General features: G+C 52.6%; 21 protein-coding genes and 1 tRNA gene. 18 read left to right on the forward strand and 4 right to left on the reverse strand.

Going from position 1 to position 22,809, the window contains the following annotated elements:
- The first annotated feature begins 176 nt into the window (after window positions 1-176).
- The 15 genes from KI215_RS05000 to KI215_RS05070 all read left to right on the forward strand — a co-directional run bounded on the left by KI215_RS05000 (window position 177) and on the right by KI215_RS05070 (window position 16,262).
- On the forward strand, window positions 177-620 hold the full coding sequence (locus KI215_RS05000) for a MarR family winged helix-turn-helix transcriptional regulator (protein WP_212774468.1): 444 nt from the start codon (window positions 177-179) through the stop codon (window positions 618-620).
- A gap of 157 nt (window positions 621-777) precedes the next feature.
- Window positions 778-1,629, forward strand: a complete 852-nt coding sequence (racE, locus tag KI215_RS05005; RefSeq protein WP_212774469.1) for a glutamate racemase — start codon at window positions 778-780, stop codon at window positions 1,627-1,629.
- 81 nt (window positions 1,630-1,710) lie between these two features.
- The gene (locus KI215_RS05010) at window positions 1,711-2,754 is read left to right on the forward strand and encodes a GerMN domain-containing protein (protein ID WP_212774470.1); all 1,044 of its coding nucleotides are present in this window, start codon (window positions 1,711-1,713) and stop codon (window positions 2,752-2,754) included.
- 120 nt (window positions 2,755-2,874) lie between these two features.
- Entirely contained in the window at window positions 2,875-3,636 is a 762-nt protein-coding gene (rph, locus tag KI215_RS05015) for a ribonuclease PH (protein WP_212775070.1), read from the forward strand.
- Complete coding sequence (locus KI215_RS05020; RefSeq protein WP_212774471.1) at window positions 3,617-4,246, forward strand: XTP/dITP diphosphatase; 630 nt, start codon at window positions 3,617-3,619, stop codon at window positions 4,244-4,246. The genes rph and KI215_RS05020 overlap by 20 nt, the downstream gene beginning before the upstream one ends.
- Before the next feature lie 228 nt (window positions 4,247-4,474).
- The gene (locus tag KI215_RS05025; RefSeq protein WP_275956752.1) at window positions 4,475-4,981 is read left to right on the forward strand and encodes a metallophosphoesterase family protein; all 507 of its coding nucleotides are present in this window, start codon (window positions 4,475-4,477) and stop codon (window positions 4,979-4,981) included.
- Between the two features lie 122 nt (window positions 4,982-5,103).
- Window positions 5,104-5,180, forward strand: a tRNA-Arg gene (locus KI215_RS05030).
- Window positions 5,181-5,412: 232 nt separating this feature from the next.
- On the forward strand, window positions 5,413-6,705 hold the full coding sequence (gene tig / locus KI215_RS05035; protein ID WP_212774473.1) for a trigger factor: 1,293 nt from the start codon (window positions 5,413-5,415) through the stop codon (window positions 6,703-6,705).
- An 87-nt stretch (window positions 6,706-6,792) separates the two neighbouring features.
- A complete protein-coding gene (gene clpP / locus KI215_RS05040; protein ID WP_275956741.1) occupies window positions 6,793-7,389 on the forward strand; it encodes an ATP-dependent Clp endopeptidase proteolytic subunit ClpP in 597 nt (198 codons plus the stop codon).
- Window positions 7,390-7,396: 7 nt separating this feature from the next.
- Entirely contained in the window at window positions 7,397-8,659 is a 1,263-nt protein-coding gene (gene clpX / locus KI215_RS05045; RefSeq protein ID WP_212774474.1) for an ATP-dependent protease ATP-binding subunit ClpX, read from the forward strand.
- 151 nt (window positions 8,660-8,810) lie between these two features.
- Window positions 8,811-9,935 carry a lipid II:glycine glycyltransferase FemX gene (locus KI215_RS05050; protein ID WP_212774475.1) on the forward strand — a complete coding sequence of 375 codons (1,125 nt, stop codon included), beginning with the start codon at window positions 8,811-8,813 and terminating at the stop codon, window positions 9,933-9,935.
- A 289-nt stretch (window positions 9,936-10,224) separates the two neighbouring features.
- On the forward strand, window positions 10,225-11,949 hold the full coding sequence (gene lonB, locus KI215_RS05055) for an ATP-dependent protease LonB (RefSeq protein WP_212774476.1): 1,725 nt from the start codon (window positions 10,225-10,227) through the stop codon (window positions 11,947-11,949).
- 245 nt (window positions 11,950-12,194) lie between these two features.
- Entirely contained in the window at window positions 12,195-14,468 is a 2,274-nt protein-coding gene (gene lon, locus KI215_RS05060) for an endopeptidase La (protein ID WP_246512273.1), read from the forward strand.
- The gene (gene yihA / locus KI215_RS05065; RefSeq protein ID WP_212774478.1) at window positions 14,449-15,039 is read left to right on the forward strand and encodes a ribosome biogenesis GTP-binding protein YihA/YsxC; all 591 of its coding nucleotides are present in this window, start codon (window positions 14,449-14,451) and stop codon (window positions 15,037-15,039) included. Before lon ends, yihA begins: the two co-directional genes overlap by 20 nt.
- Before the next feature lie 113 nt (window positions 15,040-15,152).
- Window positions 15,153-16,262, forward strand: a complete 1,110-nt coding sequence (locus tag KI215_RS05070) for a D-alanine--D-alanine ligase (protein ID WP_212774479.1) — start codon at window positions 15,153-15,155, stop codon at window positions 16,260-16,262.
- A 35-nt stretch (window positions 16,263-16,297) separates the two neighbouring features.
- Here the strand turns inward: KI215_RS05070 and KI215_RS05075 are convergent, their stop codons facing one another.
- Together KI215_RS05075 and KI215_RS05080 are read right to left on the reverse strand one after the other, a co-directional pair.
- A complete protein-coding gene (locus KI215_RS05075) occupies window positions 16,298-16,771 on the reverse strand; it encodes a hypothetical protein (RefSeq protein ID WP_212774480.1) in 474 nt (157 codons plus the stop codon).
- A 109-nt stretch (window positions 16,772-16,880) separates the two neighbouring features.
- On the reverse strand, window positions 16,881-17,804 hold the full coding sequence (locus KI215_RS05080; protein WP_212774481.1) for a DMT family transporter: 924 nt from the start codon (window positions 17,802-17,804) through the stop codon (window positions 16,881-16,883).
- Between the two features lie 168 nt (window positions 17,805-17,972).
- On the opposite strand from KI215_RS05080, the gene KI215_RS05085 reads away from it, so the two are divergent.
- The 3 genes from KI215_RS05085 to KI215_RS05095 all read left to right on the forward strand — a co-directional run bounded on the left by KI215_RS05085 (window position 17,973) and on the right by KI215_RS05095 (window position 21,128).
- Window positions 17,973-19,838 carry a GAF domain-containing sensor histidine kinase gene (locus tag KI215_RS05085; RefSeq protein ID WP_212774482.1) on the forward strand — a complete coding sequence of 622 codons (1,866 nt, stop codon included), beginning with the start codon at window positions 17,973-17,975 and terminating at the stop codon, window positions 19,836-19,838.
- Entirely contained in the window at window positions 19,810-20,460 is a 651-nt protein-coding gene (locus KI215_RS05090; RefSeq protein WP_212774483.1) for a response regulator, read from the forward strand. The genes KI215_RS05085 and KI215_RS05090 overlap by 29 nt, the downstream gene beginning before the upstream one ends.
- A gap of 296 nt (window positions 20,461-20,756) precedes the next feature.
- Complete coding sequence (locus KI215_RS05095; protein ID WP_212774484.1) at window positions 20,757-21,128, forward strand: hypothetical protein; 372 nt, start codon at window positions 20,757-20,759, stop codon at window positions 21,126-21,128.
- 76 nt (window positions 21,129-21,204) lie between these two features.
- On the opposite strand, the gene KI215_RS05100 is transcribed toward KI215_RS05095, so the two are convergent.
- Window positions 21,205-22,041 carry an ABC transporter permease gene (locus KI215_RS05100; protein ID WP_212774485.1) on the reverse strand — a complete coding sequence of 279 codons (837 nt, stop codon included), beginning with the start codon at window positions 22,039-22,041 and terminating at the stop codon, window positions 21,205-21,207.
- Window positions 22,041-22,808 (reverse strand): ABC transporter ATP-binding protein, encoded by a 768-nt coding sequence (locus tag KI215_RS05105; RefSeq protein ID WP_246512201.1) that lies wholly within the window; start codon window positions 22,806-22,808, stop codon window positions 22,041-22,043. The genes KI215_RS05100 and KI215_RS05105 overlap by 1 nt, the downstream gene beginning before the upstream one ends.
- Between the last annotated feature and the right edge of the window lies 1 nt (window position 22,809).

A 22,809-nucleotide genomic window follows, 5' to 3' on the forward strand; every position in this document is an offset into this window, starting at 1 on the left:
TTCTTAATTTAATCCTCTCTGATACATAACAGCTGATTGATTTGGTTTTCTGTTTGTCACTCGGTCGGGTTTTTTTGTATACTTTTCATAACCTGTTTTTCATAGAGAGGATGAACGTGCGAAGTTTCCGGTTACAATAAAGACGATGGATTGAGAATGATTGAAGGAGAAGAAGCATGCGGACTCACTCACATTCACCGGAGTCGGTCAAGAAGATCGAGCGTTTGTTACGGGAGATCAGTACCATCGTCAAACAAAAGGGACGCGAAATATTGACGCGTTTTCCCATCACCCCTCCGCAATTCACCGCATTGATTTATTTGATGGAGGAAGGGGATTTGACGATCGGTGAGCTGAGCCAGAAAATGTGCTTGGCTTGCAGTACTATGACGGATCTGATTGACCGAATGGAGAAGAGCGGATACGTCTCCCGTGTCAGAGACGACAGGGACCGGCGGGTCGTCCGTATTCACATGACGGAACGGGGAGAAACCATCATCCGCGACGTGATGCAAGCTCGTCAGGAGTATTTGGCCGATATATTGGGGCACTTTTCCCCTGAGGAGGTCAAAGCCATCGGTCAGCATCTGGAGTTGTTGTACGAGCGGATGAAAGATTAGGTGCATCCGAATCAATAAAGGATGGATCAACCACACTCTAGCATAAGCATCGAAGGATTGACCGACATAAGATATATCGATCGGTCAAGCAAAGAGAGCTGTAACCACGACAAAAAATGTCTAGCTAAGAGAAAAGTGGAGGAATGAGCTGACAACCATGGACCAATTGACATCCAGCAATCACGCTATCGGCATTTTGGATTCCGGTGTTGGCGGATTGACTGTGGTCAAGGAAGTCTTTCGCCAATTGCCACAGGAAACGGTCGTATATTTTGGGGACACGCGCCGGTGTCCGTATGGACCGCGCTCAACGGAAGAAGTGCGGCAATTTACGTTGGAGATCGTCCACTTTTTGATGCGCTTCCCGTTGAAAGCCTTGGTCATTGCCTGCAATACGGCGACGGCAGCCGCGTTGGAGTTGATCCGTGAGCAAGTGGATATTCCCGTGCTCGGTGTCATCGAACCTGGGGCACGTGCGGCCATCAAGGCCTCGAAAAACGGACGGATCGGCGTGATCGGCACACAGGGAACGATTCAAAGTGCCGCATATGAGAAAACGCTCAAGCGGATTCATCCCGATTTGTATGTCGTCAGCCATGCTTGCCCTGCCTTGGTGCCGCTGGTGGAAAGCGGTGTGGGTCCGACAGAGCAGGCGTATCGGATTGTGGAAACGTCGCTGGCGCCCATGAAAGGGCAGGATGTGGACTCATTGATACTGGGTTGTACGCATTATCCATTGATTGCTGATTTGATCGGGAAAGTGATGGGCGAACAGGTGACCCTGATCAGTTCCGCGGAAGAGACCGCCCGAGAGCTGAGTGTGGTCCTCAATCACAAACGACTGCTGGCGGAAAGTAAACAGCCAGCCGGCCAGTTCACACATCAGTTTTTCACCAGCGGGGAGCCGGAAGGGTTCCGCCGGATTGCCGAACGCTGGTTGGGTATGCCCATCAAAGTAGAACAAGCCGAGCTGGAGCCGGTTGTCACTACTGGTGTGCCCGGGGTTTGATGCAGTTTTGACATTCGCGGTGATAAGTTCCCTCCAGGGCTCGTATACATGTAATGGAACTTTGTCCGAGGAGGGAATGAGATGCGAAGAAGTACCGTGTATGTCGGTATGGTGTTGCTCCTCATCTCGTTATTGCTGTCCGGTTGCTTGTACGGTCCAAATGAGAAAACCTCACGTGTCATTGATCCGCCGCCGGCAGATCTGCAACCGAAGGATCAAGGAATGGCGGAGGGCACGGCCAAAGCGGTTTCGGCCAAAAAGCAGGGCGGGGTGGAGTTGTATCTTTTGACGGATTTGGGGTATGTGGTTCCCTACACATTGTCCATTCCGAAGGAAAAAGGCATTGCCAAGGAGGCGCTCAGCTACCTGGTGAAGGACGGGGCGGGGAAAGGGATATTGCCCAAAGGGTTCAGCGGCATCCTGCCGAAGGGAACCCAAGTGAAGGGTGTCAATATCCAGGATGGGACAGCCACGGTCGACTTTTCCAAGGAGTTCTTGTCGTATGATCCCAAGATGGAAAATCAGATTCTGAGTGCGGTGACCTGGACCTTAACGGGGTTTGATTCCGTCAAACAGGTGAACATCTGGGTGAACGGACACCCGCTGGAAACGATGCCCAAAGGCAAAACCCCGGCACAGGGACTGACACGGGCACAAGGGATCAATGTGGAAATGGCCGAAGGTGTCGATGTCAGCCAAAGCATGCCGGTTACACTATACTTCCTGGGACAGACGCCGGATAACATGGTGTATTATGTGCCGGTGACACGCATGATTAACAGGGCGGACAATGTCGCCCAAGCAACATTGGCGGAATTGGTGAAAGGACCACAAAACGGTTCCCGTCTGAGCAGTGCACTGACAGAAACGACGCAAGTCCACGCCGCAACCGTAAAAGGGGATACGGTGATGGCCGATTTTGGTAAGGAATTGTTGCAGTACAGTGACCAAAAATCCGCTTCCAAAGACGCCATTCAGACCATCGTCCTCTCTTTGACGGAAAACACCGGCGCAAAAAAGGTGAAAATCACCGTCGACGGGAAGGCGAGCGGCACGATCGAAACCGGTCAATCCTTGGAGAAACCGGTGATGCGTCCCGAAGTCGTCAACCCTGGCAAATTCTGATCCTTCTGAACAAGAGGTGGAAGACTGCCTCTTTTTCTTTTGCGATTTCAATTTGGACTTCTGGTGGAACCAATCGGTTATGCTATAATGGATGAGGATTTGAAGATGGAGGGGAAGCGATTGCGAGTAGACGGACGAGCGTTTAATGAGATGCGAAAAGTGGAGATGGTGCTGGATTACATAAAAACGGCCGAGGGCTCCGTCTACATCAGTGTCGGTGACACGCGCGTCATTTGCACCGCGACGGTGGAAGATAAGGTGCCCCCCTTTATGCGCGGAACGGGGAAAGGTTGGGTAACGGCGGAATACGCCATGTTGCCGAGAGCCACACAGACGCGCACCATTCGTGAATCCAGCAAAGGAAAAGTGGGCGGACGCACGATGGAAATCCAACGCTTAATCGGTCGCGCGCTTCGCTCAGTAGTGGATTTGGAACAATTGGGTGAGCGGACGCTCTGGATGGACTGCGATGTGATCCAGGCGGACGGAGGAACCCGTACCGCCTCCATCACGGGTGCCTTTGTGGCCATGGTGGATGCTTTGTACAAAATGGTGAAGGCGGGAACGCTTCCCCGTTTGCCGGTGAAGGATTTTCTGGCCGCCACCAGTGTGGGGATCGTAGGTACCCAACCCTGTTTGGACTTGTGTTACGAAGAGGATTCATCGGCACATGTAGACATGAATGTCGTCATGACCGGTTCGGGCAAATATGTCGAGGTCCAGGGGACAGGCGAGGAAGCCCCGTTCACCCCGGAAGAATTGCACAGTCTGTTGGATTTGGCCAAGCTGGGTACCCAACAGCTGATTGCCTATCAGCGTGAAGTGCTGGGAGAAGCGGCTGCGCTGATCGGAGGGAACGCTGTTGAAAACACAACGGACTGAGTGGCGGTGGCCAGATGTGGTGCTGGCCACCCGCAACAGACACAAAACGGAAGAATTTGATGCCGTGTTGCGGCGGGAGCTGGGGCTGCCGGTGGTGGATCTCACACAAGTGGCTGGCGTTCCCGACGTACTGGAAGACGGCGATACATTTGAGGCCAATGCGATCAAAAAGGCGGAAACGGCGATGCGCGCATTGAATCGCCCTGTGATTGCCGATGATTCCGGATTGGTGGTACCAGCGCTGAATGGTGCCCCCGGTGTCTATTCAGCCCGGTATGCCGGTCCCGATGCAACCGACGAGGATAACAACCGCAAGCTGTTGGCTGAACTGAGCCGCAAGCCTGATAAAAGCCGTGATGCGATGTTTGTTTGCGTGATTGCGTTGGCCGTGCCGGGTGAAGAGACGCGGGTGGTTCGCGGAGAATGTCACGGTCGCATTGTGGACCAGCCGCGAGGGGCATACGGATTTGGATATGATCCGCTGTTTTTCGTACCGGAAGAAGGGAAAACAATGGCGGAACTGCCTCCCGAACGAAAAAACGAGATCAGTCACCGTGCACGGGCGATCGAAAAGTTACTGGAGCTGTTCCGTTCGCAGTTCGCTTTGTGAAGATGGAGCGGTCGGCCTTCCAAGAGTTTCTGGTGATTCCCTAAGAGGACAATGTTTACCTGGCGATCAACAGACCTAAGCCCGAACGAGCCTTGGTCGGGAAAGCGATGCGTTGGATCAGCGAATGAAATCGGAGCAAAAGCCGATAGGCGCTATTCAGGAAAGGCTATTCAGCCTGCATGTTCCCCATCTCCATCCTGATGAGCACCAGAATGGGAGGGGTCAGCGATACGTGTTCTCATTGTGAGCGATTCGCATGGAAAAGCGAATTTGCTGAAAAAGATCGTACAAAAGGTGAAGGCGGATCATGTGATTCACTGCGGCGACTTTTGCACCTCTATCGATCAGTTGCCGGATGTGTCCATGACAGTGGTACAGGGAAACTGCGATTGGGAAGATGCCCCCAAGGAATCGGTGTGGGAAGCTGGTAGGCTTCGCTTTTATGTGACCCACGGCCACCGGTATCAGGTAAAAACATCGCTGTTGCCCATTCGTTATCGAGTGGAGGAAGTAGATGCCCACGTCGCCTGTTTCGGGCACTCTCACTTTCCCGTATGTGAGCAGGCAAACGGCCGGTTGTTCATCAATCCGGGCAGTATTGCCTATCCGAGGGGGGTTCGCGTACCATCCTATGCCGTTCTGCAGACGGACAGCACCGGAACGGTGCATGTCAAATATTATACGCCCGACGGAAAAGTCATCGCGGAGCGGGGCGGATCGTTTGTCTTGTTCTGAATGTATGCCAACCGCGGGAGAACGGGGAGTCGAAATCGGTTCCCCATCATCTCCCCACCTTGACAAGTGAAAGGATCATGGTATAATAATTACGCTGATTTTTCATTTCACCGATGATCCGTGTCCCAGTAGCTCAGCTGGATAGAGCATCGGCCTTCTAAGCCGCTGGTCGGGGGTTCGAATCCCTCCTGGGACGCCATCCAATTTGTTGGTTAGCGGGTAACAGGAGCCGGCCACTCGGCTCCCGACGAATCCCGTTTTTACGATACCAAACCCCGAGTGGGGTTTTTCTGTTATGTGCGGGTTTTCGAGCCTTGTCGGCTGTGTTGCAAACAAAGGTCCATATGTTATAATGAAGTGGTTGTAATTACGGTCATTCGGTGGGATGGAATCTCATCTGTGTCAATAGATTCGTCAGGAGGGAAGAACCGATGAAGGCAAGCTGGGAAAAAACGGAGAAAAACCAGGGCGTGCTCACCGTTGAAGTGGACGCCGACAAAGTAAACGAAGCACTGGATCAAGCGTTTAAAAAAGTCGTGAAAAAAGTTTCCGTGCCCGGGTTCCGTAAAGGCAAAGTGCCGCGCCCGATCTTTGAAAAGCGTTTTGGTGTGGAAGCATTGTATCAAGATGCACTGGATATCCTCCTGCCGGAAGCGTATCAAGCGGCCGTTAAGGAAACGGGAATCGAGCCGGTGGATCGTCCGGAGATCGATATCGAGCAAATGGAAAAAGGCAAGGAACTGATCTTCAAGGCGACGGTCACCGTGAAGCCCGAAGTGAAACTGGGCGAGTACAAAGGTTTGGAAGTGCCGGCCAAAGATTTCTCCGTTAAGCCGGAAGATGTGGAAGAAGAACTGAAAAAGATGCAACAACGGCAAGGCCAGCTGGAAGTGGTCGAAGATGGTGCAGTAGAAAAAGGCGACCGCGTCATCATCGATTTCGAAGGGTTTATCGACGGCAAGCCGTTTGAAGGTGGCAAAGCGGAACAATACAACCTGGAAGTGGGTTCTGGTCAATTCATTCCGGGCTTTGAAGACCAACTGATCGGCCTGAAACCGGGAGAAGAAAAAGAAATCAACGTGACCTTCCCGGAAGACTACCATGCCGAAGAACTGGCCGGTAAAGAAGCCGTCTTCAAGGTGAAACTGCATGAAATTAAACGGTTGCGCCTGCCTGAGCTGGATGATGAGTTCGCTCAGGACGTGAGCGAATTTGATACACTGGAAGAATTGAAAGCGGACATCGAGAATAAACTCAAAGAAAAGGCCAAAAATGACGAAGAAAATTACCGTCGCAACAAATTGGTGGAACTGGCCGCGGCCAATGCTGAAATCGACCTACCTCCGGTGATGATCGAACATGAGATCGACCACATGTTGCGCCATTTTGATCAACAACTGCGTTACCAAGGTATGAACCTGGATCTGTACAAACAGTTCACCGGTCAGGATGATGCCGCGTTGCGTGAGCAGTTCAAGGAAGATGCCGAGAAAAAAGTGCGGGCCAACCTGGTGTTGGAAGCTATCGCCAAGGCGGAAAACGTGCAGGTAACGGATGAAGAAGTAGAGGAAGAACTGAAAAAGCTGGCAGAACAATACAATCGTGAATTGGATGAGATCAAACGCCTCTTTGAACAACAAGGAGGATTGGATCAGATCAAGGAAGAATTAGTCATTCGAAAAACAATCGACCTACTTGTATCCAACAGCAAAAATGCGGCATAATGAAAATAGAGCAGGTAAAACAAGGCACGTTTCCCACACGTGCCTTGTTTTTAAAACTGCTACTGCTTTAAAAAAGGGGTGGATTGCGTGACCTTGATCCCAATGGTCGTCGAGCAAACCAGTCGGGGCGAACGGGCGTATGATATTTATTCCCGCCTGTTGAAGGACCGGATCGTATTCCTCGGCAGCCCGATCGACGACCATGTCGCCAATCTGGTGGTTTCTCAATTGTTGTTTTTGGATGCGGAAGATCCTGAGAAGGATATCCACCTGTACATAAACTCTCCCGGCGGGTCCATCACCGCAGGGATGGCGATTTACGACACGATGCAGTTCATCAAAGCGGATGTGTCGACTATCTGTATCGGCTTGGCTGCCAGTATGGGTTCGTTCCTGCTAGCGGCCGGAGCCAAAGGAAAGCGGTATGCATTGCCCAACAGCGAGGTCATGATCCACCAACCGCTCGGCGGCGTGCGCGGCCAGGCAACGGATATCAAAATCCATGCCGATTGGATTTTGCGTACGCGGGAGAAGGTAAACAGGATCTTGGCGGAGCGTACCGGGCAACCGCTGGAGAAAATCGAGCGCGACACGGATCGCGACTTCTTCATGGGTGCTCAAGAAGCGGTCGAATACGGCCTGATCGATAAAGTGATCACCCAGCCCAACCATCGAAAGGGGTGAGCAGGGGATGTTCAAATTCAATGAAGAAAAAGGACAGCTCAAATGCTCCTTCTGCGGTAAATCGCAGGATCAGGTGCGCAAGCTGGTCGCCGGACCGGGAGTGTACATCTGCGACGAGTGCATTGAGCTGTGCAATGAAATCGTTGAGGAAGAACTCGGCGGCGAAGAGGAAATCGATCTGAAAAACCTGCCTAAACCGCAAGAGATCCGCGCCATCCTCGACCAGTACGTGATCGGTCAGGATCATGCCAAAAAGGCGCTTTCCGTTGCGGTTTACAATCACTATAAACGGATCAATTCCTCCCACAAATCGGATGATGTGGAGCTTCAAAAAAGCAACATCATCATGTTGGGGCCCACCGGAAGCGGGAAAACACTGTTAGCGCAAACACTGGCAAGAATCCTGAACGTTCCTTTCGCGATCGCTGATGCGACCTCGCTGACGGAAGCGGGGTACGTCGGGGAAGACGTGGAAAACATCTTGCTCAAGCTGATCCAGGCGGCGGATTACGATGTAGAGAAAGCCGAGCGAGGCATCATCTATATCGATGAAATCGATAAAGTGGCTCGCAAATCGGAAAACCCGTCGATCACGCGGGATGTCTCCGGTGAAGGAGTGCAGCAGGCCCTGCTCAAAATCCTGGAGGGAACAGTGGCAAGCGTTCCACCGCAAGGCGGCCGGAAGCATCCTCATCAGGAGTTCATCCAAATCGATACCAGCAACATTTTGTTCATCTGCGGCGGTGCCTTTGACGGCCTGGAGCAGATCATCAAACGCCGGATCGGTAAAAAGGTGATCGGATTCGGTGCCGATAAGCACTCCGTCGATATGAAACCAGGTGAATACCTCAAAATGGTTCTGCCGGAAGACCTGCTGAAATTCGGCTTAATCCCCGAATTTGTGGGTCGGTTGCCGGTGATCACCACATTGGAACCGCTGGATGAGGAGGCGTTGGTACGGATTTTGACCGAGCCGAAAAATGCGCTGGTCAAACAGTACCAAAAATTGCTCGAAATGGACAACGTGGAATTGCATTTCGAGCCGGACGCCCTCCGAGCCATCGCCAAAGAAGCGATCAAACGGAACACCGGCGCACGGGGGCTCAGGGCGATCATCGAGTCCATCATGCTCGATGTCATGTTTGATCTGCCGTCCCGTGACGATGTGGTCAAATGCGTCGTAACGAAAGAAACGGTACTCAACAAAGTGGGACCGAAGTTGACGACGCGGGAAGGTCGCGTGATTGAGAAAAAAGAAGAAAGCGCATGACGTATCAATAAAAACAATATTTCACGGTTTGGTTACACCTGCGGCAGCAGGTGTTTTTATTTATGATAGAATAAGGTGGAGTTTGCTTGAGGATTCAAGCATGAAATCAACATTTTTAACAGAAATCAACAGGAAGTGGAGTGTATGCCGCATGGAAGTAAAGACAGTACAAAAGGAGGAATATTTGTCTTTTATTGAAAATCATCCTTTGGCGAACTTCATGCAATATCCCTCGTGGGCCGAAGTGAAGAAGGATTGGCAACACGACTTGCTCGGATGGTTTGAAGAGGACGGGAAAATGGTCGGATGCGCGTTGGTGTTGTATCGAAAAATGCCGGCACTTAATAAATTCCTTGCATACATACCGCGTGGTCCCTTGATTGATTGGAATGCGAAAAATATAAAGGACTGGTTTTTTCCGTTATTTGATCATCTCAAAGTGCGGAACGTCTTCACCGTCAAAATGGATCCACCGGTAGTCCGCGCCAAATGGCATGCGCGAACAATCCAATCCTACATCCGAGATATTCGCACTCATGGGCTAAAGGGCAAAACCCTGACCGATCTGGGGCCGGATTGGCAAGATCCCGCGGCCGACTATGTGCAGCAGGTATTAACGGAGATGGGTTGGAAAAAGAAAAGTCCGGAAGAGGGCTTTTCCACAGTGCAACCTCAGTTTGAATACCGCCTGAACTTGAAAGACAGGACACTGGACGAGGTTTGGAAAGGGTTTCGACGATCCTGGCGGCAAAACATCCGCAAAGCCGAAAAGGAACAAGTGGTGGTCACGGTGGGTGAGGAACAGGATCTGGATGCTTACTACGACCTGTTGAAAGCCACGGCGGAACGCAAGCAGTTCGGTGTGCGAAATTATGCCTATTTCCAACAGATGTTCCGCGCATTGAAACAGGATGATGCGGACCGGATCCGGTTGTATCTCGCCATTTGGAATGATCGGTTGTTGTCGGCTGCATTGATGCTGCATACGGCAGGTCATGTCTGGGTACTCTACGGTGCTTCCCACCACGAAAATCGAGACAAGATGCCCAACTATGCCCTGCATTGGCGGATGATCCAAGATGCTCACCGAATGGGGGCACACACGTACGATTTCCGCGGAATCAGTCCGTCACTGGATGCCGAATCTCCGTTGTTTGGATTGTTAAACTTCGAATTGGGGTTCCGCGGCGAAGCTTGCCAACTGATCGGCGAATGGGATTATCCGTTGCAACCGATGCTGTATTGGGCGTTTGACATGTACATGAGGAAACGGTGAGATGCCCGATCTAGCATCAATTCGAAAAAGGCAGGAACCCTTTCCCCGATCGTGACTTCATCAAGCGCGGGAACAAGTCAGGGGTAGGGCTCCTAAAATCATGGTTTTTATGGATTTCTTGCAAGGCGCAAGGTGAAGTGAGCCGGGAAAGGGAAGCTAGAGAAGGTGCTCTTTCTCCGATGCAGGTGTTCGGGTTATGGTTATCCCCACCGTTTTGCGGCCATACTATGAACGACCCACGGGGTGCGAGGCGCCCTTGGACGGATGAGGTTGCAACGGGGGGATCAGGTTGAACTGGACTGTCTTATTGATGATCTTGCAAGTGTTTTTTTCGGTTGTAATTGGGGTTTACTTTTGGAACCTGCTTCGGAATCAGCAGACGAGTCGGTCTGCGGTGGATCGCGAATCCCGTAAAGAAGTGGAAAAGCTGAACAGGATGCGAACGGTCTCCTTAACCGAACCACTGGCAGAGAAGACAAGACCGGCGCGATTTGAGGATATCGTGGGGCAATCGGAGGGATTGCGCGCGCTTCAGGCGGCACTTTGCGGTCCCAATCCCCAACACGTGATCATTTACGGGCCGCCTGGTGTAGGGAAGACCGCAGCCGCGCGCGTGGTCATGGAGGTGGCCAAGCAGAATCCGCTGTCCCCGTTTACATCCGATTCCAAATTTGTAGAGATGGATGCGACGACTGCCCGATTTGACGAGCGCGGGATTGCCGATCCCATTATCGGTTCCGTACACGATCCCATTTATCAAGGTGCGGGTCCGATGGGAATGGCGGGCATCCCCCAACCCAAACCGGGTGCGGTAACCAAGGCACATGGCGGCATTTTGTTTATCGATGAAATTGGGGAATTACATCCCGTACAGATGAACAAATTGCTCAAGGTGCTAGAAGACCGCAAGGTGTTTTTGGAAAGCGCCTATTATAATTCCGAGGATCCTCAAACGCCCGGTTACATTCACGACATTTTCCAAAACGGGTTGCCTGCAGACTTTCGATTGGTCGGGGCTACCACGCGAACGCCGGAAGAATTGCCGCCGGCGCTCCGCTCCCGTTGCATGGAAATCTTTTTTCGACCACTGTTGCCGGGCGAAGTGGGAACCATCGCCAGACAGGCGTTGGAACGCATTTCATTCGATTATGAACCGGAAGCGATTCGGGTGATCCAAAAATATGCCACCAATGGCCGGGAAGCGGTCAATATGGTTCAGACCGCGGTTGGATTGGCGATGACGGATCAACGGGCAAAAGTATGGACTTCCGATGTGGAATGGGTAGCGCACAACAGTCAGCTCGTACCCCGTCCCGAATTGAAAGTGCCACCGTCACCGCAGATTGGACTGGTCAACGGGTTGGCGGTGTACGGCCCCAACATGGGTACGTTGTTGGAAGTCGAAGTGACAGCCATTCCCGCTGACGAAAAAGGCCAAGGAACCTTGCGCATCACCGGCGTGGTGGACGAGGAAGAGATGGGTAACACCGCAAGGCGGTTGCGGCGCAAAAGCATGGCGCACGGTTCGGTGGAGAACGTGTTGACCGTGTTGCGCAAGACAGATGTCAACCCTTACGACTATCATCTGCACATCAACTTTCCCGGTGGGATTCCACTGGATGGGCCTTCGGCAGGGGTTACGATGGCCACGGCAATTTATTCGGCGATCAAAAAGATCCCGGTCGACAATCGCCTGGCGATGACAGGTGAACTCAGCATTCACGGCCGCGTGAAACCCGTCGGCGGTGTCGTGGCCAAGGTGGAGGCGGCGAGGCAGGCGGGGGCGTCAAGGGTGTTGATTCCGGCCGACAACATGCAGGCCCTGTTTCGGGAAATGAAGGGCGTCGAAGTCATCCCGGTGGAGCGCCTTGATGAAGTGTTGACCCATGCATTGAAAATGTCCGAACCGAAAGAGGACCCGTCGGTTTCAGGTACTCGTCTGTTTTCCCCATCCCCGGCTCCGCTAATGTCCTCCCCGTTGAAACCGGAGGGTGAAAGTCGGGGGAATGTGTGATAAGATGCGTGTAAGGAGGGGGCGAACATTCGGTTCACACGAATTCGCCCCTTTTCACATCAAGCGCTTCTCATCCCTTTCCTGTCATGGACATAAGTAGGTGAATAAGATAAAATCGAACAAAGCTCGACTACCGTTACTCCTGCAAGTGTCATCACAGCAGTGGAGGTGCTCAAACGCCCGTGAAAGAGGAGCAGCGCATATTGCCGTTGTTACCGTTGCGCGGATTGATCGTCTATCCGAGCATGGTGCTTCATTTGGATGTTGGCCGGGAACGCTCAGTCAAGGCGTTGGAACAAGCAATGGTCGACGAGAACCTGATTGTGTTGTCAACCCAACGTGAAGTTCATATAGAGGAACCTTCCCCGGACGACATTTATCGGATGGGGACGATCGCCCGCGTTCGTCAGATGCTGAAATTACCCAACGGCACGATTCGTGTGTTGGTGGAGGGTTTGCATCGGGCGACCATCGACGAATTTCTCGATGAACAAACATATTACCGGGTTCGTGTGACCCAACTGGCGCCGCAAGTGAAAGACGATCTGCAATTGGAAGCGCTGATGCGCTCCGTATTAGACTATTTTGAGCAATACTTACGTTTATCCAAAAAGGTTTCGCCGGAGACGTATTCGGCGGTGGCGGACATTGACGATCCCGGTCGGCTCGCCGACATCATCGCGTCCCATCTGCCGTTGAAGATCGCTGACAAGCAAAAGATCTTGGAGACGATTGACGTTCATAAGCGACTGGAAACGCTTCTTGAAATGCTCAATGATGAGCGGGAAGTGCTGGAGCTGGAGCGAAAGATCAGCCAGCGTGTCAAGAAGCAGATGGAGAAAACACAAAAAGAGTATTACCTGCGTGAACAGATGAAGGCGATCCAACGGGAGCTGGGAGAAAAAGAAGGCCGTGTCGGCGAAGTGGAGGAGCTGCGGGAACAACTGTCCAAACTGGATGCGCCCGATTATGTGGTGGAAAAAGTGGAGAAAGAGATTGAACGGCTGGAAAAAATCCCGACCACCTCAGCGGAAGGGGGCGTCATCCGTACGTATGTGGAATGGTTGCTCCAGCTTCCTTGGCGTAAGGAAACAAAGGATGACCTCGACCTGAAAAAAGCGGAAAAAATTTTGGATGAGGATCATTATGGTTTGGAAAAAGCCAAAGAGCGGGTACTGGAGTATCTGGCCGTCCAAAAAATGGTGAATAAGCTCAAAGGTCCCATCCTGTGCTTGGTGGGCCCGCCAGGGGTAGGGAAAACCTCATTGGCCCGTTCCATTGCCCGCGCTCTTAACCGGAAGTTTGTACGAGTCTCCTTGGGCGGTGTACGGGATGAGGCGGAAATCCGCGGTCACCGGCGTACGTATGTCGGCGCGTTGCCCGGGCGGATCATTCAGGGGATGAAAACGGCAGGCACGATCAATCCGGTCTTTTTGCTGGATGAGATCGATAAAATGTCGGCCGATTTTCGCGGTGATCCGGCAGCAGCGTTGTTGGAAGTGTTGGACCCGGAACAAAACGCCACGTTCAGCGATCATTACATCGAAATTCCCTATGATTTGTCCAAAGTGATGTTCATCACCACGGCCAACAATCTGTATGGGATTCCGCGTCCGTTGTTGGACCGGATGGAGGTTTTGAACATTTCCGGTTATACCGAGCTGGAAAAGGAACAGATCGCCAAAGGATACCTGATCCCCAAACAGATGAAAGAGCACGGTTTGGCCAAGGATCAGTTGCAAATTCACAAAGACGCGATTTTGAAAGTGATCCGTCACTACACCCGGGAGGCGGGTGTACGCAATCTGGAGCGCACGATCGGCACCTTGTGCCGCAAAGCGGCGAAACTGCTGGTTACCGGTGAGAAGAAAAAAGTGGTGATCACCCCGAGAAACTTGGAGCAGTTCTTGGGGCCGGTCAAGTTTCGGTATGGAAGAGCCGAAGAAACGGATCAAGTCGGAGCGGCCACCGGTCTGGCGTGGACCGAAACGGGCGGCGACACGTTGACCATTGAGGTGACGGTACTGCCCGGTAAGGGAAAACTGACGTTGACCGGCAAATTGGGCGATGTGATGAAGGAATCGGCTCAGGCCGCATTCAGCTATATCCGCTCCCGGGCTGAGGAGTTCCACATCGATCCGGAATTTCATGAGAAAAACGATATTCACATTCACGTGCCGGAAGGGGCGATCCCCAAGGACGGACCATCAGCCGGGATCACCATGGCCACAGCACTTGTATCGGCGCTGACCGGTATCCCGATTTCCCGTCACGTGGCGATGACGGGCGAGATTACGCTGCGCGGTCGCGTGTTGCCGATCGGCGGCCTGAAGGAGAAAGCGCTCAGCGCACACCGTGCCGGCATTCGGCATGTCCTGATACCCAAAGATAACGAGAAAGATTTGGAAGATGTGCCCGAGAGCGTCCGCCGTGATTTAACGTTTACGTTGGTGGAGCACATGGATGAAGTGTTGCCTCGGGCGTTGGTGAGGGATCCGCGTGAACGTAAAACAAGCTGAATTTGTTATCAGTGCGTTAAAACCGTCGCAATATCCTGAGGACGCCCTGCCGGAGATTGCTCTGGCCGGGCGTTCCAATGTGGGGAAGTCGTCGCTGATCAACCGAATGGTCCATCGCAAAAATCTGGCCCGGACAAGTTCCAAACCGGGGAAAACACAGACGATCAACTTCTATAGAGTGAATGGTCAACTGTATTTTGCCGATATGCCGGGTTACGGTTTCGCTCGCGTTTCCAAGGAAACCAAAGCTGCCTGGGCCCGCATGATTGAAGGTTATCTGCTGAATCGACGGGAGCTGAAAGGGGTCATTCAAGTGGTGGATGTACGCCATCCGCCCACCCGGGACGACCGGATGATGTATGATTGGTTGAAACATTACGGCATCCCGGTGATTGTCGTCGCCACCAAAGCGGATAAGATCCCCCGCGGCAAATGGCCGAAGCATGTGAAGCAAGTACGGGAAGGCCTTCAGATCGGTGCGGATGACCCGCTCATCCTGTTTTCCGCCGAAACTGGTCAGGGCAAGGACGAGCTGTGGAGCACGATTGCGGCGCTTGTATCGGAACGTTGATCAGGCGCCGCCCCTTTTCCGCGTGAACCATTTATTTTATGATGGAATAGGCTACAAACGAGAAACCTGTTGTGTGATGCGACAAGCGTGCATAGAGAAAGGTTGGGAGAGGATTGGGTAAGAAACTTCGCGTAGCAGTATTGTTTGGGGGGAAATCCGGAGAACACGAGGTCTCGATTCAATCGGCCGCCTCCGTTTTGAAAGCGATCGATCGAAATCGTTTTGACGTCATCCCGATTGCCATCGACAAGTCAGGGGAATGGCGCATCGGGCAGAAAGCGCTACCGTACCTGGAGGGAACAGGGGAACCGGCATTGTTGGAGAGCCTGAAAACCGGTCTGCCAGTTGTTTCCGTCCAGGGAGAGGGAATGGTACCGGCGTTGGATTGGGATGCGGTGGATGTGGTGTTTCCCGTGCTGCATGGCACGTATGGAGAGGACGGCACCATTCAGGGCTTTTTTGAATTGGCCAATATTCCTTATGTGGGAGCCGGTGTTCTCGCTTCGGCCGTGGGCATGGACAAGGTGATGATGAAAAAAATCTTCGCCCATGAAGGGTTGCCGCAGGGAAGGTTTTCGTTTGTTCTCCGTTCCCGGTTGGAACGGGAAATGGATCAAGTGATCGAGGAAATAGAAGCTGCTTTTGATTATCCCGTTTTTCTCAAACCAGCTAACCTTGGCTCCAGTGTGGGCATTTCCAAGGCCACAAACCGGGAAGAACTGATAAAGGGATTGCGTTTGGCTGCGCAGTACGACCGCAAAGTCGTGGTGGAAGAGTTTATTCCGGCTCGGGAAGTGGAAGTGGCGGTGTTGGGGAATGACGATCCGCAAGCGTCCGTGCCGGGGGAAATTGTCTCTTCCAACGACTTTTACGATTACCGCGCCAAATACATCGACGGCAAATCGGAGATGCGTATTCCGGCTGAATTGCCCGCGGAAACTGCCGAAGAGATCCGGCGATTGGCTGTGAAAGCTTACCGGGCGATCGATTGCAGCGGTTTGGCCCGTGTTGACTTTTTTGTCCGCAAGGACAACGGTCAGGTACTGATCAACGAGATCAACACATTGCCCGGGTTTACGCAATACAGTATGTACCCCAAGCTGTGGGAACACAGCGGTTTGTCCTATACAGACCTGATCACCAAGCTGATCGAGCTGGCGATGGAACGTCATCGGGAGAAGGAACGGACGGTCACCACACTGAAATTGGATGAACCGAAGTAAAACGACAGAAGGCGGTTCCATGCGAACCGCCTTTTTCATTTTCGCATCACAATCAGGACGAAACCGAGCAAAACGATCAAAGCCGGCCAATAGGTGTGCAAGGTGTCGGAGATGCCTGCTAGCCCTTCCACTTCTTTGATTTTGGGCCATGCGAACAAACCGACAGCGATCAGAAGCGCGCCGATGATGCCGTTTTGTCGTTCCTTGAAGACCAATGCCCGAACCAAAAAGGCTGCGCCGACGTTCCAGAGGATCATGCTCCAATGCTTCGGCCATGCGGGGATGTACAAAGGCGCCCACAACTGTAGTCCCACACCGGTCAGCATCGCCGCCCACAACGTCATGCTGCGGTTGCGACGGGTGATAGCCGCCAGCAGGAGAATCAGCCCTGCGGCCAACAGTCCGAACTCCCAGTGCCACAATCGATCGGTATATGGCCAGTCGGTTTTGACCATCAACAACCCAACGCCGATGATGATCAATCCCAGGCCCGTCCATTTGGACCGCATATCTCGGAACACTCACCTCGCTGATGAAATTCCTGTATAATCGAACTACGGACAGCCAAACAAGGTGAAACAATCACAATGTCGCAAGGGGTATCTTGACGCTGAACCGTCAGGAGACCTTGCTTTTTTGAGACGACCAACGGATTTTTTTCCACCAAGCGACGTCGATTTCGGCCAGAATCATACCCAGGAAGATCAACAGACAGCCCGCTTGTGCCGTGGCGTTCAAAGTGACGCCTTTGAACCAGTAGTCGCCCAGTGCGGCAAAAACCGGTTCCATCGCAAAGATGAGGGCCACCCGGTTGGGCGTAGTGTATTTTTGAAAATGGGTTTGTGCCCAGAAAGCCAATGCCGTGCAGAATAAAGCGGTCACGATCAAAGCGGTTGCCACGTCGGGATTCAGATAGACATCTGCGCGGAAAATCGCGGCGGGATTCTCCCAGATCGCGGAGGAGATCAGGCTAAAGAGCGCCACTGTTCCAATCTGTGCCGTCACGATCATGGAAGCATCCCCGTCCGGCGCATATTTTCCCGTATATACAATCTGGAGAGCGAACGCAATCGCGCACAAAAAAGCGAGTACATCTCCGATGTTAATCGCGGAAAAATCCACAAAAGCGAGCAGGTACAAACCGAGAACGGAACAGAAGACACCGGCGACAGCCGTGGGTTTGGGTTTGATTCGCAAGATGAAAAAGGACATCACGGGAACCAGCGTAACGGACAAGCCGGTCAGGAATCCGGACTTACCCGATGTGGTGTACAGGAGGCTCCAGGTTTGCAATGCGAACCCGAGATACAGCCAGCCACCCAGCAGCAAACCGAGATATCCGGCACGGAGGGCGCTTTCCTGCGATCGGTTGCGGGACGTGAAAGCTAAGGGAAGTAACAGCAAAAAAGCCAACCCGAAACGGACGGCCAAAAAAGAAAACGGAGGCAAAAAAGCGATGGCGTTTTGCACCAACACGAATGTGATTCCCCATATAAACGCGATTCCCAACAAGGTACCTTCTGCAATCCAGTGTTTGGACATCCACGCCCCTCCTTCGAACAAAGTTTGATCCCATCTTATCACATTTACGGGAAAATGGGTGAGATTTGCGAAAATAGTCGCTTTCGTTGAAAATAATGATGAATGGTTGAGGGGAAAATGGTGCGCCAGACGCCGCGAAGCTCACATGAAGGGAGGGAAAGGCGGGAAGTGATAAGAAACTGGAAAAAAGCATGGGAAAGGGTATTGATGACCGCTGTCATCACGACGGGTTGGGGATGGATGATGCACGATTTGTTTCACCCCGTTACTTTTGTGACAGGTTGGTCCGTGCTTGTGTTGCTCGGGATTTACCTGTTCGTTGTGGAGTATCATCCCCATCCGGCAGGCGGGGGGAAAGTGACCCTCCATTTTCCGCTTTTATATGCGTTGAGCTCCTGGTTCTCACCCCCCATCGCCGGATTGATCTTCGTCGATGTCGTATTGGTCGTCACTTGGTTGAAGCGTCAGTCGTTTTCCCGATCACTCTTTCGAACCGGATACACGTTGATCGGCCTGTTTGCCGCCGGTGAAGCGGATCATGCGGTTCGTCCGTGGTTAAGCGGTTTGGCGCCGTTGTCCCAGTTGATGTTCGGTCTGATCACTTTTTTATTGGTGTATGAGTTGGTAAGCAAAGGGATTCGAGACGGCGTCGAACAGTTGATACCCGCCTCCCGCCGCGGCAGAACCTGGTGGGGGAGTTGGCCCTTGGAGCCCGGTTTGCTGTTGCTTTCCTTCCTGTACAGCACCGTGGCCATCGTGTTTGAAGTACCGCGGCAACCGTACGGTTTCTTGGGAATCGCCTTTTTCTTCGCACCGTTGGTCGGTTTCGCCGTTCTGTTGAATATCATTGCCCGCCTCAAACGGCAACAGCAAAAGATGGAGCTGCTATTCGTCATCGCAACACGGATCAATCAAACACTCGACTTGCGCAAAGTCATGAAAGAAACATTGATTCCGTTGTCCAAAGTGATCGATTATACATACGGTGTCGTGTACTTGTTGCGCGACGGACAATTATACCCGGAAGTATTTGCAGGAGATGAAACATTGAAGGTAAGGTACAGGCCATTGCCGCTCAACCGCGGATTGAGCGGATGGGTCGCCTCCCATGCGAAACCCGCCTGTATCCATGATGTTCGCAAGGATCCACGTTGCAAGGGAACGCCGACGGACGCGGAAGGGGTCAAATCCCTCTTGTCGGTACCGTTGGAAGTCAATGGGGAAGTGATGGGCGTCATCACCCTGGGAAAAACGGAAACCTACGGATTTCGCGATATGGATTTGCGTTTTCTCACTGTATTGGCCAGTCAAGCGGTGGTGGCGATGCGTACCGCCAAACTGATGGAAGAGCGGGAACGCCGCGTGGTGGCGGAGGAAAGAAACCGTTTGGCACGCGAAATCCACGACGGCATCGGACAATCACTTGCCGGTGTCTTGATGAAAGTGGAATCTGCGGCCCGGGTGTTTGACACCCATCCGGAGCGGGTGCGTCAGTGGCTGGAAGAAGCGCAGGTGAAGCTGAGGGAAGGATTGAAGGAGGTTCGCCACTCGATCACGGCGCTCAGGCCGTCACCCGCCGCTCGGTTGGGATTGCTGCCTGCGTTGCGGCAACGCGTGGAAGCGCATCAACGCGAGACGGGTCAATGGTCAGTGTTTCAGATCAAAGGACGACCGTATCCGCTGTTGCAGGAGTGGGAGGAAACCATTTATCAGGTGTGCCATGAGGCCCTTAACAATGTGGCCAAACATGCACAAGCCACCAAGGTGCGCGTGCAATTGCGGTTCTCATCGGAATATGTTCGCTTGATCGTGCAGGATGACGGGGTTGGGTTCAGTTTGGGCAAAGCGATATCTAAAGCGGAGGCCCACAAGCGGTACGGCATTGTCGGTATGAACGAGCGTGCGCAAAAACTGGAAGCGGCATTACAGTTTTTGAGTAAACCGAACAAGGGAACGCGCGTGATTTTAACGATTCCGACGGAGAAAAACGAGGAGGAGTCCGTTCATGTCTATTCGGGTTTTACTGGTGGATGATCATGCCGTTTTGCGCGACGGCTTGTCCAATATTATCAGTCTGGAAGACGACATGGAAGTGGTGGGAGAGGCCAAGAGCGGCATGGAAGCGTTGCAGTTGGTGGAGGAAGTTCACCCGGACGTGATTCTGATGGATATCAATATGCCGGGAATGAACGGGGTGGAAGCGATTCGCCGCATTCATGCCCAGCATCCCGGGATTGCCATCCTTGTATTGACCATGTATGACCGGGACGAGTATCTTTATGAATCGATCCGTGCCGGTGCCACGGGCTATCTGCTCAAAGATGCGCCATCGGGGGATGTGATCGCGGCGATCCGCTCAGCGTCCCGGGGCGAGTCGACACTCCACCCGGTGATGGCACGCAAACTGTTGGACAATTTGACCGGAGAAAAAAGAGGGGAGCGGGGCAGCTCCGACGAGAATCTCACTCCGCGGGAATTGGACGTGCTGCAGTTGATGGTCAAAGGGCACAGCAACAAAGAGATAGCGGAACAGTTGTTCATCAGTGACAAAACGGTGAAGATCCATGTCAGCAACATCCTGAAAAAGCTGGGGGTCAAAAGCCGTTCCCAAGCGATTATTTATGCGATCCAGCACGAGTTGGTGGTGTTGGAATAGAAAAACGATTTGCTAGAAAACAGAAAAAACGGATGGAGATCCCGAAGCAAGGGCCCACCTACGGGCCCATTGTTTCTTTTCTTCACTTGTAGAGCGCTTTTCCCAGCTCACTTAACCGGTTTTAACGAACCCGCTCCTTGGTATATTCCCATACGTGGCGGTTAATCGTTTTCACATGGTTCTTCCATGAAAGAATCCATTCCACACCCCCATTTAGAGAACATGAAGGAAGGATTTATCCTTTGTGTAATCGAAAATGCTTGATTAGCTCTCAATACAAGGAGGTGGAAATAAAAATGAAACCCCGTTGTTATCTTGTAGTAGCAAACGCTCCTGAACACTTGAAGTTAAGAGAAGCGAATGCTGTATTTAATGAATATATCGGAGACAAAAAAAGGGGGCATTGTGTATATCACGATCATTTTGTGGACCGTCCCGGTGGAGTTGCATTTTTTGCAATCGAGAACGAAGAGCAAAAGGAGCATCTTGAACATGATTTGAATGGATGGAAACTGGAGATCCATCCACTCATTGAGTCCAGGTCCGCAGCTGGTTTTGTATATCAGCTGGACTATACCAGTACCAATTATGCGGGTATTTCATTGGATAAACTCATTAACCGGATCAAAGAAGCCGAAAAGGCAGGTATTGATCCTTTAGGCGCGTAGTTGTGTTTTCTTAATTTGAGGTAAAAAAATCGCGATTGCTAGACCACCCTGGGAGGGTGTTTTTTTTTGCGACCCTCTATGTCAGATGGCGGTGTCGGAGCAGCCGATGTTCCAACCAAGCCACCAGTTGGTACATGACCGTGGCCAACACGGCCACAATCAACAGGCTCATCATGACCAGTGTCAGATTGAACACCTGAAATCCGTAAATGATCAGATAGCCGAGCCCGGCCTTGGAAACGAGGAACTCCCCGACGATGACGCCCACCCAGGCGAGTCCGACATTCACTTTCAGTGCGGCGATCATGTCAGGGATGCAGGCCGGGAAAATGATCTTGACGAACAATTGGCGCCGGGTGGCACCGAAGGATCGGGCCAGTTTGCATGCGTCGGGATCGACGTTTTGGAAGCTGGAGTGGATGACGAGCGCGGTGATGATCACCGTGATGGCCACGCCCATCGCCAAAACCGAACCGAATCCCGCTCCCATTGAGACGATAAAGAGCGGGCCGAGCGCCACTTTGGGCATACTGTTGATCACAACGAGATAAGGGTCCAAGACGCGGGAGAGAAAAGGGGAAGACCAGATCAGTGTGGCCAGTGCGATCCCCGAGACAGTGCCGATCGAGAAGCCAATGACCGTCTCGGTTGCAGTGGTGACGACATGATGAATCAAATCACCGGATCGGAGCAACTGGAGAAGCTGTTCTCCTATGCGGGATGGACTGCTGAACAAAAACGGGTCGATCCATCCCCTGTCAGCACTAATCTGCCATCCGCCAAAAAACAAGAGCAGCAGGGCGAGGCGGCAACCCCACACGCTCCACTGTCGCAGGCGCAGGCGGCGAAGATAGCGCATGTGGGCGGGAGAACGTCCTCTCTTATCCGATTGCGCAGGTATCCATGATTTCATCAGTGTTCCATCTCCCTCCACAGTTCGTTGAACAATGTGCGGAACATCGGGTGACTGCGGGCTTCCAGCGGTGAGGCTGCCCGCACTTCCGCGGGTAAGGTCAGCGTTCTGCGGATCTGGCTGGGCCGGCCGCCCATCACCAACACCCGATCGGAAACGGCCAAGGCTTCCTCCAGGTCATGCGTGACAAGCACAGAAGTTTTTTCCTGTTCGCGCAATACGGTTACCATCAGTTCCTCCAAGTTCAATTTGTGTTGATAATCCAGAGAGGAGAACGGTTCGTCCAACAAGAGGATATCGGGGTCAACAGCCAGTGTGCGAACCAGTGCCGCCCGCTGGCGCATGCCGCCGGAAAGTTGAGAGGGATAATGATGCATTACATTCCCCAGCCCCAATTCGTGAAGCAGGTCAAGCGCCCGACCAACCGTGCGGTCGGACCGAAGACCGCGCAATTCCAATCCCAACAGCACATTGGCTTTGATCGTTCGCCATTCGAGGAGGCAGTCTTGTTGCAGCATGTATCCGACGCGGGGAGACGGGGAATGCAGGGCTTCACCGAAAATTCGCACCGTACCGGCAGTGGCGGGGATCAACCCCGCCATCAGCGACAATATCGTACTTTTTCCGCATCCGCTGGGTCCGACCAGCGTCAGGAATTCACCCGGCTTGACCGTCAGATCGACGGGACCCACGGCGTGAATCTCTTCTGTTTTGGTCATATAGGTTTTGACCACCTGTTCCAGCGCGATAGCATGGGAAGATCGCATA

It is taken from the genome of Polycladomyces abyssicola, from assembly GCF_018326425.1.
GTDB lineage: Bacteria > Bacillota > Bacilli > Thermoactinomycetales > JIR-001 > Polycladomyces > Polycladomyces abyssicola.